Genomic DNA, 11815 nt, shown 5'->3' with positions numbered 1-11815 from the left:
TTTGGATGGGGATATCAAAAGCGATCAAGCCGGCGCTCTGCGTGAGCATCTGCGCAACTGCCGGTCATGCAGCGATCGGCTCAGACAGTTGGAACACGCGGAAGCGTTAGTCCGGCATATGCCGACGATCGAGGCGCCGCTTGAGCTCTCCGAGCGCATTATGCGCGCAATCCCGCGCAACCGGGCAGGCAGAACGTTGTTCGGCTGGGTCAAAAAACATCCGGCGGCGGTCGCGGCGGCGGCATTTGCGGTAATTATGCTTGTCAGCTACATGTCGCTTTGGGATAAAGGTACCGAACTCGTGGTTAAAGGCGGAGATCTGGATCAAGTCGAGATCCGGGACGATACGGTGATTGTACCGGCGGGACACACCGTGCACGGCAATCTGTTTGTGGAAAATGGCAAAATACAGGTCGACGGCGACGTGGATGGCAATCTGGTGGTAGTGGACGGGCAAATGTACAAGGCGTCGACGGCCAATATCGCCGGCGATGTTACCAATATAAACCGCGCTTTGGATTGGATCTGGTATCGCGTAAACCGTTTTTTTGCCGTTTTAGCCGATTACTAACATGCGAAAGGCGCCTCTCTGTCCGTAAATCCGGTTTCAGGGAGTTTTTTTTGTTTTTGCCAGATAATGAATTGTGATATGATGAAACAAAAGAAAGCCGCATAGTGGGGGAGAGCGGATGATCGATTTCTTGAAGCAGCTGCGTATTTCCGATGCAATTGATATCCTAATCGTCAGTTATATCATTTACAAGGCCATTCTCCTCGTACGCGGAACAAGAGCGGTGCAATTGCTGAAAGGCATCTTTGTCGTCATCACCACCTGGCTCTTGAGCATTTGGTTCAAGCTGAATACGCTGGAGTGGTTAATGAACCAAATGTTTACATTCGGCGTGTTGGCCATTTTTATCATTTTCCAGCCCGAATTACGGCGCGTGCTTGAGCAATTGGGCCGCGGCAAACTGTTTGCGCGGACGTCGTCCGCCGAAGAAGAGCAGGATTTTACGTACCGGATCGGCGAAGTGATCAAGGCCATAAACTTTTTGGCCAAGCGGAAAATCGGCGCGCTCATCGTTTTTGAACGCGAAACGGGATTGAACGATTATATCGAATCCGGCATTCCCCTCGAGTCGCAAATTACGTCCGAACTTTTAATCAATATCTTCATACCGAACACGCCGCTGCACGATGGCGCGGTTGTCATCCGCAAAAGCCAGATCATGGCCGCCGGCTGTTATTTGCCGCTGTCGGAAAACCCTTTTATCAGCAAAGAACTGGGCACTCGCCACCGCGCGGCGATCGGCATGAGTGAAGTGTCGGACGCCATGAGCGTCGTCGTTTCCGAAGAAACCGGACAAGTTTCGCTGGCCATTAACGGGCAAATCGTTCGCGATATTAAAGAAGAGTCGCTGATCTCCAAACTTTTTGAAGAGTTGCGCCCGAAAGCGAAGGCAAAGGAAAGAAGCATTTTCTGGAAGCGCTGGGGTGGCCACCATGGATAAATGGTTGAGCAATGTCAACATCGTAAGGGTAATCGCCCTTTTGCTCGGTATCCTGTTGTGGGCGGTCGTGCATATGGATATATCGAAGTCAAATCAGCCGGTACCGGCGCCGGTCATTTCTTCCGCCGACACTTTGAATGTCAACGTGGAAAAAGTAGGCCTGGACGAAACGAGATATCATGTGCTTTCCATTGCTCCGTCGTCTGTAACTGTCAAGATGCGCGGCAAAGCGTCAGCGCTGAAACGGGTAAGTCCGGCAAATCTGCGCGTATACGCCGATCTTTCCGGCATCGTGGAAGGCGCGCAAATCGTGCCGCTTAAAGTCGAAAAATTGCGGAATTTTCCCGACGGCGTAATCGATGTGCAAGTCGAACCGGACAGCATCACCGTAAAGGCGGAAAAAATTCAGAAAAAAGAAATGCCGGTAACCATTGCGCTGGAAGGTGCTCCAGCGGAAGGGCTGCTCGCCGGCACGCCGATTATCGCGCCAAACCGCGTTCATGTAACATTGCCGGAAAGCCGCATGAACGAACTGCAATCGGTTAGCGGCACGGTTAATCTGCAAGACGCCCGCGAACAGGTCAGAACGCAAGTAAAATTGTCGGCTTTTGACGCCGAGGGCCGTGAGCTCAAAGGAGCGATCATTTCACCCGCGGTAGTGGATGTCGAAATACCGATCACCAGCCCGTTCAAGACCATGCCGCTGCAGATCAGGCTGGTTGGAGAACTTCCGGAAGGTTACGCGATTTCGCAATTTTCGCAAAGCGATGGGCAAGTGACGGTATACGGGCCGCAAAGCGCACTGGATAAGATGGATTTTTATAGCGGGTTGGAAATTGACGTGTCCGGCTTGACCGAGGAAAAAACGTTCCACTTGGACATTCCGCTAAAGGATCAAATCAGCAATGTCGTACCGAGCAAGGTTACAGCCACGGTCACGGTCGTGCCTTCAGTCATAAAGCAATTCGACGATATTGCCATAACTTTCAGCGGACAAAACAATCTGTATGAAACAAAAGTAACGAAGCCGGCTGACGGCCATCTCAGTGTTAATCTGGAAGGCGCGCCGGAAATTTTGAACAAATTGAACAGCAGCGATATCCAGGCATTTGTGGATGTAAGCAACCGGCCCACAGGCATATACGAATTGCCGCTTATCTTTAACTTGCCGCAGTTCGTGCGTTTGGCTCCGAATCAGAATTTGACGGTCGGGGTGGAAATTAAGGAAAAGCCTGCCGAGGCGGCGGATTCCAAAACCGATAACCAAACAAAACCGGAATAATCGGAATACGAGCGAGGAGAGACAAAAAGAAATGGGAAAATATTTTGGCACGGACGGAGTCCGGGGAGTGGCCAACCAGGGCCTCACTCCGGAATTGGCATATAAAATCGGACGCTGCGGCGGGTTCGTCCTGGCGGGCGAGACTAAACGCCCCAAAGTTCTGATCGGCAGAGACACCAGAATATCGGGAGAAATGCTTGAGGCGGCGCTGGTCGCCGGCCTTTTGTCCATTGGCGCCGACGTTGTCAGGCTTGGCGTCATCACGACGCCGGGCGTGGCTTATTTGACGAAAAGCCGGAAAGCGGACGCGGGCGTGATGATCTCCGCCTCCCACAATCCGGTGGAAGACAACGGCATCAAGTTTTTTGGCCGGGACGGCTTTAAACTCCTGGACGACGTCGAACTGGAAATCGAAAAGCTGCTGGATGCACAATCCGATACGCTGCCCAGACCGACAGGCGAAAATATCGGCTCCGTCACCGATGATGCGGCGGCAAAGTTTGCTTACGCCGACTATTTGCGTTCAACGGTATCATCCACATTTTCCGGGCTCAAAATTGTTCTTGATTGCGCGCACGGCGCGGCAAGCGAGCTGGCGCCGAAAATATTCCGCGATATGGGAGCGGACGTGATCGCGCTTTGTGCCAGCCCGAACGGGTTGAACATTAATGACCGCTGCGGCTCGACGCATCCCGAGCAATTGCGGCAGGAGGTTGTGCGGCAAAAAGCCGACATCGGCCTGGCGTTTGACGGCGACGCGGACAGACTGATTGCGATTGACGAAACAGGCGCGGAAGTGGACGGAGATTTTGTGCTGGCGATCTGCGGCGATGCGATGAACCGCAAAGGCAAGTTGCGTAAAGGCACTGTTGTCACGACGGTGATGAGCAATATCGGATTTTTTAAAGCGGCGGAACGGTTGCGATTGAACACGGAACAAACGGCTGTCGGAGACCGCTATGTGATGGAAGAGATGCGCCGCGGTGGGTATAATTTGGGCGGCGAGCAGTCGGGCCATGTCATTTTTCTCGATTACAACACGACCGGCGACGGGATGTTGACAGGCCTGCAATTGGTGCATACCCTGCGGGAATCAGGCAAGAAATTAAGCGAGCTGAAAAGCATCATGCACAAATACCCGCAAGTTTTGGTGAATGTGCGGGACGTGGATAAAGCCGGGCTAAGCGGCAATGCGGCGATAAACCGCATGATCGACGAGGCGAAGCGGGTGCTGGGCGATAACGGCCGCGTCCTGGTCAGGCCGTCCGGCACGGAGCCGTTGATCCGCGTGATGGTGGAAGGGCCGGATAAGGCGGAAATTGAGGGGCTTGCGGAAAAAATCGCCGGCACGATCAAGGAACAATTGGGCAACTGAAATTTCATGGTTGCATCCCCTTCGGAAAATGAATAAGATGAATATATTCGAAAGGGGAAGGAGGATAGCGGCATTAGCAGTATAAAAGCGCCAGAACTTTCGCGGCGAATGGCTCCGTCATGCCGAACGGACAGTACGGATATGGGCGAAACGGTGAAATTCGCAGCAAAGTTGACGAGGTGGAGGTGTTCGAAATGTTCGGCGGGGACCTCCCGGCGCCCTTCATCGCGCCGTCAAGTTGGGAACAAAGCAGCCGGGCAACCGGCTTCACAAAATCTCAACCGATGAAACGAAGAAACGAACAAGCGATCATGAACGGTAAAATTGCACGGGTCATTTGAATAATCGGAAGCGGGCGACTGGTTACTTGATCGGGAGCCATTTAAGCGCATGCCAACATGCCGGAAAAACGTCCCGCTTTCAACGGAAGTCACTTGCCGGAATATGTTTTGCATGGGCTTTTATCCCTCGATTTCGCCAAGCGCCTCGCATCCGATTTTGCAGAGGAGAAAGAAATCGGAGGAAAACATCATATGTGTGGTATTGTCGGATATATCGGCACGAGAAATTCGCAGCAAATTTTATTGAACGGGTTAAAAAAGCTGGAGTACCGGGGATACGACTCGGCCGGCGTAGCCGTACAGACGGCGGAAGGCTTGCGGATTTGCAAGTCGCAAGGGCGCTTGAGCATTCTGGAGAATATTTTACAGCGTTCCCCGCTTGAAGGCACTGCCGGAATCGGACATACGCGATGGGCGACGCACGGCAAACCATCGAACGAGAATTCGCATCCACATACCGACGAAGAAATGAATATTTCCGTTGTCCATAACGGCATCATTGAAAATTATGCGCAGTTGAAAGAAAAGTTGGCCGCCAAAGGCCACCATTTTGTATCGGAAACCGATACGGAAGTGATCTCGCATCTGATCGCCGAGCATTATGCGGGCGATATCGTAAAAGCCGTCCAGCAGGCGATCACTGAGATGCGCGGCGCGTTTGCGATTGCCGTACTTTGCGGCAAGGAGCCGGATAAACTCGTCGCCGTCCGGTTTTCGAGCCCGCTGATTATCGGGGTGGGCGAGCATGAAAATTTCATCGGTTCGGACATTCCGGCTTTGCTCGAGTATACGCGCAACGTTTATATTCTAAACGACGGCGAAATGGCTGTGTTGACCAAAGACCATGTCGAATTAATGACCATTGAGGGGAATTTTATTTCCCGGGAAACGATTCATGTCGACTGGGATGCGGCGGCCGCGGAAAAAGACGGCTTTGACCATTTCATGCTCAAAGAAATTCATGAGCAGCCGCGCGCCTATGCGGATACGATGCGGGGCAGAATCAGCGAAGCGGGCGACCGGATCGTTTTTGACGAAATCCGCATGTCGGAGGAACAAATCAGGAGCATTCGCAACATTCATATTACCGCTTGCGGCACCGCTTATCATGCTGGGTTGATCGGCAAGCATGTCATCGAAAAATGGACCCGGCTGCCGGTTGAAATCGATATCGCATCGGAATACCGGTACCGCGACCCGATTATTACGCCGGAAACGCTCGTCATCGTCGTCAGCCAGTCGGGCGAGACGGCGGACACCTTGGCCGCGCTGCGCGAGGCGAAACGGCAAGGGGCGCGCGTAATCGCCATCACGAACGTGGTCGGCAGTTCGGTCGCCCGGGAAGCGGACGATGTCATTTTTACCTGGGCGGGACCGGAAATATCCGTCGCTTCGACAAAAGCGTATACATCGCAATTGATCGCCTTTTACATGCTGGGCCTGTATTTGGCGCAAACCCGCGAGTCGCTGCATGGCAACCAAATCCGCGAAGCGATCAAAGCGCTGCGGGAGCTGCCCGGCCAGGTAGAGCAAGTGCTGGCGAAGAAAAACGAGTACCGCGAAGCCGCGAAGCGAATCGCGCGGCATGACCATCTGTTTTTTATCGGCAGAGGCGTTGATGTGGCGGTTGCGCAGGAAGGTTCTTTGAAGCTGAAGGAAATCTCCTACATTCATTCCGAAGCGTATGCGGCGGGAGAATTGAAGCATGGAACGCTGGCGCTGATCGAAGACAACGTGCCCGTCATCGCGCTGGCCACGCAACCGGCGCTGCTCGAGAAAATGGTCAGCAATATCCGCGAGGTGAAAGCGCGCGGGGCATACGCGATCGGCGTTACTATCGCCGATGCGTCCGCCGGTGTCGATGATGCGTTGCGGGAATCAATCGATGAAGCGCTGACGATTCCGGCGACACTGCCCGAGTTTACGCCGGCCATTGCGATCATCCCGTTGCAATTGTTCGCTTATTACGCCGCGATCGCCCGCGGCAACGACGTCGACAAGCCGCGCAATCTGGCGAAAAGCGTCACGGTGGAATAAAGTTACGGGAATGTGTAAGTGTCAGATAGCCCTTATGAGTAACTAAGGGCTTTTTTTTTGCTATTAACAAGTCCGAACCAGCTTTATTTCGCGGAATCGCCCGGGCGCTTATTCTCATTTTTCGGCAATCCGCTATCCAACGGGCGCAAAAATTCGCTGGGCCAAGCCTACCATATTCTTCCGAAAGTTGCTCCATACTGGAACTGCACAGAACTGCGCAACGCTAACGGACGCCACAGCGGCTATTTGGCGAAAAAAGGCTGAGCAAAAAATGTAACAGGCGCCACAGCGGCTATTTCTCGTTTTTTTACCCGTATACCGCACAAAGTGCTAAAATAAGCGCATCTACGTCCGTTAAACTTGAAAACCGGTCGTAAAACCCAAAATAGCCTCTGATACGACCGTTAGATTTGCCAGCACCCTGCCATATAGATTCGCGAGCCCCCCACACCGTTAGATCTGCGAGCCCCTACTACGACCGTTAAATATGAAAGCCAACGAACTGATCGAGTTTCAGTCGAAGGCGCTCGTGTTGGCTTCGGATCAAGGTCTTTCAGCAGTTTTAATCCTGGTCAGGATAAATCCCCAAAAAACGAATCATTTCGTCCCACCTAAAACACGCATAAGCAAGTTGAAAGTTATTCCTAATATCTGTAGACATCAACAGGATAATCGAATATGATCATTATAACAACGTTGTTATTTTTGTCCGCGTGGAGGTGCGAACGGAATTGTTTAATCTGCAGAAAACCGTATCCGTTGTCATTGGCGGAAACGGAGTGTTAGGCAGCGCGATGTCGTCGGCGCTCGCCGAGGCGGGTTCAAAAGTGGTGGTCGTTGGCCGGGACATGGAAAAGGCTGAGCGTGTCTGCCGGCAAATTCGGGATATCGGCGGCGAAGCGCTTCCGGTGCGAGCCGACGCCACCAAAAAGGAGGACCTGAAGTCGGTATTGGAACAGGCCGTCGAATGGGGCGGAGGCGTAGATACGTTGGTCAACGCATCGGGGACGAACAGCGCCACGCCGTTTTTCGAATTGGAGATGGATGAGTGGGACCGGATCATGGACGTGAATTTGAAAAGTGTGGTGCTGGCCTGCCAGGTCTTCGCCGAACAGATGATTCAGCAAGGCCATGGCGGGTCGATCATCAATATCTCCTCCGTCTCTTCCGGCCCGCCGCTGTCCAGGGTTTTCACCTATTCGGCATCCAAAGCGGGGATCAACAGTATTACCCAGTTTCTGGCCCGTGAATTGGCGCCGCACGAAATACGCGTAAACGCGATCATTCCGGGATTTTTCCCGGCTGAACAGAACCGCAAGATTTTATCTCCGGACCGGGTGGAATCCATTTTGCGCCACACCCCGATGAACCGGTTCGGAAACGCGGAGGAATTAAAAGGGACCGTGGTTTATCTGGCCTCGAAAAAAGCGTCGTCGTTCGTGACCGGTGCGCTGATCCGGGTGGACGGCGGGTTTGGAGCGATGACGATATGAGCGATTTGCTGAGAAGTTTGGTGGAAAACATTCCGATTCCGAAAATGTATAAAATCCGCCAGCGTTTCGATGATTCCAGGCTGGAAGACCCGATCGCCGATCTCAGAAGCCAACTCGGCGCCCATGCGTCGTTATCGAGAATTTTGCCGGGGCACAAAGTTGCTGTTGCCGTGGGAAGCCGGGGCATTTCACGGATTGATGAGTTGACCAAAACGGTGATCGACGCGTTGAAGGCAAGGGGCGCCGATCCGTTCATCGTTCCGTGCATGGGCAGCCATGGAGGAGCTACCGCGCAGGGGCAGGCCGAAGTTCTGGCGCATTTGGGAATTGACGAGAAGAGAATGGGGTGTCCGATCCGATCGTCCATGGAAGTCGTCGAACTGGACCGGCTTCCGAACGGCCTTCCGGTTTATTGCGATAAAATCGCGGCCACGGAAAGCGATGCGATCGTCGTCATCAACAGAATCAAGCCGCACACGGCGTTCAGAGGCCCTATCGAAAGCGGGCTTTTCAAAATGATCGCGATCGGGCTGGGCAAGCAAAAAGGAGCCGAGGCTTGCCACCAGTTGGGTTTCAAGTATATGGCCGAGAACGTGCCCGCGATGGCCCGGAGCATGATCGCCAAGCTTCCGATTGTGTTTGGCGTGGCGGTGGTCGAAAATGCGTACGACCAAATTTGCCGGGTCGAGGTTTTGGGAACCGATCAAATGGAAGAACGCGAAAAGGAACTTTTGATAGAAGCGAAGAGCCGGCTGCCGAAATTCCTTTTTCCCGCCTTCGAAGTTCTGGTGATTGATTATATCGGAAAAAACATCAGCGGTGATGGAATGGATCCCAACATTACCGGCAGATATCCGACGCCTTACGCTCAGGGCGGGCCGGAAATAAACAAAATAGTCGTACTGGACTTGACACCGGAGTCAAAGGGAAACGCCAATGGCGTGGGAACGGCTGACTTCACCACGAGCCGGTTGGTAAGCAAAACGGATTGGCCAGGAACCTATGCGAATGGCCTGACCTCTACGGTGTGTGCGCCAACCAAGCAGGCTACCACTTTGGAGAACGATCGGGATGCGATCAAAGCCGCGATTAAGACGAGCAACATTCTCGACTACAAAAAAGTCAGATTGATCCGGATCCGGGATACCCTTCATTTGGGCACGATCGAAATATCCGAGTCCCTTTTGGAAGAAGCGAAAAAGCACCCGGATATCGAAATTTTAGAAGGCCCTTACGAATGGGAATTTGATGATGAAGGGTATTTGCCCAAATGAGCCGGGAAGACAAACTCATCATTGCCGTGGATGTGGGAACGACGAGCACCAAAGCCCTGGCCGTTGATCAGGCGGGGCGTATACAGGGAAGCCATTCGATCGGTTATCCTCTGCTGACGCCGCGTTCCGGTTACGCCGAACAGGATCCGGATACCATTTTTGAAGCTGTGGTGGAAGCGGTCGGCCGGTTGATGAAAAAAGGCGGATGGGATGCCCGGGACGTTCTCTGCGTTTCGTTCAGTTCGGCGAATCACAGCTTGATTTTGCTGGATAAAAAGGGTCAAGCGCTCACGCCAAGCATTACATGGGCGGACTTGCGAAGTTCGGCTCAGGCGGAAAGGCTGCGCAACGACGGCAGGGGCTTGCAAGCCTACCTCCGCACCGGGACGCCGATTCACCCGATGTCGCCGCTTGCCAAACTCATTTGGATGAAAGAAGAATGCCCGGATTTATTTGCTTCGGCGTATCATTTTGTGGGCATCAAAGAATATATTTTTTATCGATTGTTCGGAACCCTTGTGACGGAATACTCAATGGCCAGCGCGACCGGACTCTTTCATCTGGAGTCGCTCGTCTGGGATCCCGAGTCCTTGGCCTTGGCGGGCATCAAGGAGGAACAACTGCCGCCTGTCAAACCGACAACGGAGCGAATCACCGGTTTAAAGCCTCCCTACGCCGAAAGGATGTGTCTTAAGCCGGACACTCCGTTCGTGCTCGGAGCACAGGACGGCGTGTTGGCCAATCTCGGGATCGGCGCGATTGGGGACGGCATTGCCGCGGTTACGATCGGCACCAGCAGCGCGGTACGCACCGGTGTGAAACGACCGGTTCTGGATCCGCAGGGGCGCTTTTTCTGCTACGCGCTTACGCAGGATCAATGGATAATCGGCGGGGCTTCCAACAACGGAGCCATCGTCGCGCAGTGGACAGCGGAACGCTTGTTTCCCGGCCGATCGCTGGAGGAAGTGCTGAGCCAAGCGGGCAAAATCCCTCCCGGCGCCAACGGCTTGCTCTTCTTGCCGCTGTTGGCCGGCGAGCGTGCGCCTTTCTGGGATGGCAACGCCAAAGGCATTATGTTCGGTTTAACGCTGGCGCATGATGAAAAGCACATGCTTAGGGCCGCGATGGAGGGGGTTCTCTTCCAGATTGCCGCAATCGTGTCGCTTATGGAGGAATCCGGTCAACCCATAAAAGAAATCCGGGCTTCCGGCGGTTTCGCCCGCACGCAGGCATGGTGCCAAATGCTCGCGGATATGCTTGGAGTGCCTGTAATCGTGCCCGAGTCCGTGGAAAGCTCCGGTCTGGGGGCGGCGCAACTCGGATTATACGCCATGGACGAAGGCCGCGATCCTTTGTTGCGATGGGCTCCGGGGGGCGCAACCTTACATGAACCGGATCCCGGCAATCATGCGATATATCGGAATTTACTGCCGTTTTACCTGAATCTTTATCATATCCTGAAGCCATCGATGCACGAAATCAATCATCTGTTGCCCCAACCATCATGAAAAAGGAACTTATGCTTAACGGTAATATGTCAAGCGGGCGGTGAACCCTAACCGGGAATTCGATTTGAAGTTTTTAAGCCCCCAAGTGGGCAAGAAATGGATTTAATCAAACACTCCGATACGAGGTGAGACGTAATGTCTGAGGCGAAGTATTTGAAGTTGCAAGAAATTTTGCGGGAAATGGGTTCAGTTGTTGTTGCGTTTTCCGGTGGAGTAGACAGCTCGTTTCTGCTTTATTCCGCTTTGCAAACGCTTGGAAAAGAAAATGTTTTGGCAGTCACCGCCGACTCCGTAGCGTATCCATCCGAAGAACTGAAAGCGGCCAAGACTTTCGCTGCGGAGTTGGGGGCGAACCATGTCGTCATCCAAACTTCGGAATTGGCCATTCAGGGATACAGGGAAAACAGTCTAAATCGCTGTTATTTTTGCAAGTCAAACCTTTTTGATCATCTGGAAACCTTCATTCGGGACGGCGGATATCGGCACATCGTCTATGGCCTCATCGCTGACGATATGAATGAACACCGCCCGGGAATGAGGGCTGCCAAAGAACGCGGCGTACGCGGGCCGTTGCAAGAAGCGGGATTGTTTAAGGAAGAAATCCGTGATTTGTCCCATAAATATGGTCTCCGCACGTGGAATAAACCGTCCTCCGCTTGCTTGTCCTCCCGGATCGCATATGGTGAAACGATCACGGTGGAGAAATTGGACCGAATAGGGCAAGCCGAACGATATTTGCGTTCGCTCGGCATCCGCCAGGTCCGGGTGCGGTTGCATGGAGATATTGCCAGAATAGAAGTGGAGCCGAATGATATGCCGTTGTTGCTCCATCACGCGTCGAATGTTTCGGATCATTTCAAACAGCTTGGCTTTCTTTATGTAACTATGGACCTTTCGGGTTACAAGAGCGGCAGCATGAACAAAGCGCTCAAGGTGGAGGGCGCAGTCTGATGGATGGTTTTGAAGATCTCCAGTTTTGCAAACTGGATGTCGC

Annotated in this window: 10 protein-coding genes; all 10 read left to right on the top strand. The window is 53.2% G+C overall.

Annotated features, from left to right (window positions below; translation table 11 throughout):
* The coding region (locus VF260_07530) for a polymer-forming cytoskeletal protein (GenBank protein HEX7057031.1) at positions 1-571 on the top strand (571 nt) is incomplete at its 5' end.
* Positions 572-689: 118 nt separating this feature from the next.
* A complete protein-coding gene (gene cdaA, locus VF260_07525; GenBank protein ID HEX7057030.1) occupies positions 690-1511 on the top strand; it encodes a diadenylate cyclase CdaA in 822 nt (273 codons plus the stop codon).
* Positions 1504-2793, top strand: a complete 1290-nt coding sequence (locus VF260_07520) for a CdaR family protein (protein ID HEX7057029.1) — start codon at positions 1504-1506, stop codon at positions 2791-2793. The genes cdaA and VF260_07520 overlap by 8 nt, the downstream gene beginning before the upstream one ends.
* Positions 2794-2824: 31 nt before the next feature.
* Positions 2825-4168, top strand: a complete 1344-nt coding sequence (glmM, locus tag VF260_07515) for a phosphoglucosamine mutase (GenBank protein ID HEX7057028.1) — start codon at positions 2825-2827, stop codon at positions 4166-4168.
* A gap of 119 nt (positions 4169-4287) precedes the next feature.
* Positions 4288-4509 (top strand): hypothetical protein, encoded by a 222-nt coding sequence (locus VF260_07510; protein ID HEX7057027.1) that lies wholly within the window; start codon positions 4288-4290, stop codon positions 4507-4509.
* Between the two features lie 192 nt (positions 4510-4701).
* Positions 4702-6546, top strand: coding sequence for a glutamine--fructose-6-phosphate transaminase (isomerizing) (gene glmS, locus VF260_07505; protein ID HEX7057026.1), 1845 nt, complete (start codon positions 4702-4704; stop codon positions 6544-6546).
* Positions 6547-7277: 731 nt separating this feature from the next.
* Positions 7278-8039 (top strand): SDR family oxidoreductase, encoded by a 762-nt coding sequence (locus VF260_07500; GenBank protein HEX7057025.1) that lies wholly within the window; start codon positions 7278-7280, stop codon positions 8037-8039.
* Positions 8036-9313, top strand: coding sequence for a lactate racemase domain-containing protein (locus tag VF260_07495; GenBank protein HEX7057024.1), 1278 nt, complete (start codon positions 8036-8038; stop codon positions 9311-9313). Before VF260_07500 ends, VF260_07495 begins: the two co-directional genes overlap by 4 nt.
* Positions 9310-10821, top strand: a complete 1512-nt coding sequence (locus tag VF260_07490; protein ID HEX7057023.1) for a gluconokinase — start codon at positions 9310-9312, stop codon at positions 10819-10821. Before VF260_07495 ends, VF260_07490 begins: the two co-directional genes overlap by 4 nt.
* A gap of 135 nt (positions 10822-10956) precedes the next feature.
* Positions 10957-11772, top strand: a complete 816-nt coding sequence (larE, locus tag VF260_07485; protein ID HEX7057022.1) for an ATP-dependent sacrificial sulfur transferase LarE — start codon at positions 10957-10959, stop codon at positions 11770-11772.
* The last annotated feature ends 43 nt before the right edge of the window (positions 11773-11815 follow it).

This window comes from Bacilli bacterium, from assembly GCA_036381315.1.
Classification (GTDB): domain Bacteria; phylum Bacillota; class Bacilli; order Paenibacillales; family KCTC-25726; genus DASVDB01.
The sequence above is the reverse complement of the archived record's forward strand: the minus strand, read 5'-3'. Positions and strand labels throughout refer to the sequence as shown.

Excerpts from the sequence above, each read along its gene's own strand:
- cdaA (HEX7057030.1), top strand. The coding sequence starts at position 690 with ATGATCGATTTCTTGAAGCAGCTGCGTATTTCCGATGCAATTGATATC.
- VF260_07520 (HEX7057029.1), top strand. The coding sequence starts at position 1,504 with ATGGATAAATGGTTGAGCAATGTCAACATCGTAAGGGTAATCGCCCTT.
- glmM (HEX7057028.1), top strand. The coding sequence starts at position 2,825 with ATGGGAAAATATTTTGGCACGGACGGAGTCCGGGGAGTGGCCAACCAG.
- VF260_07510 (HEX7057027.1), top strand. The coding sequence starts at position 4,288 with ATGCCGAACGGACAGTACGGATATGGGCGAAACGGTGAAATTCGCAGC.
- glmS (HEX7057026.1), top strand. The coding sequence starts at position 4,702 with ATGTGTGGTATTGTCGGATATATCGGCACGAGAAATTCGCAGCAAATT.
- VF260_07495 (HEX7057024.1), top strand. The coding sequence starts at position 8,036 with ATGAGCGATTTGCTGAGAAGTTTGGTGGAAAACATTCCGATTCCGAAA.
- VF260_07490 (HEX7057023.1), top strand. The coding sequence starts at position 9,310 with ATGAGCCGGGAAGACAAACTCATCATTGCCGTGGATGTGGGAACGACG.
- larE (HEX7057022.1), top strand. The coding sequence starts at position 10,957 with ATGTCTGAGGCGAAGTATTTGAAGTTGCAAGAAATTTTGCGGGAAATG.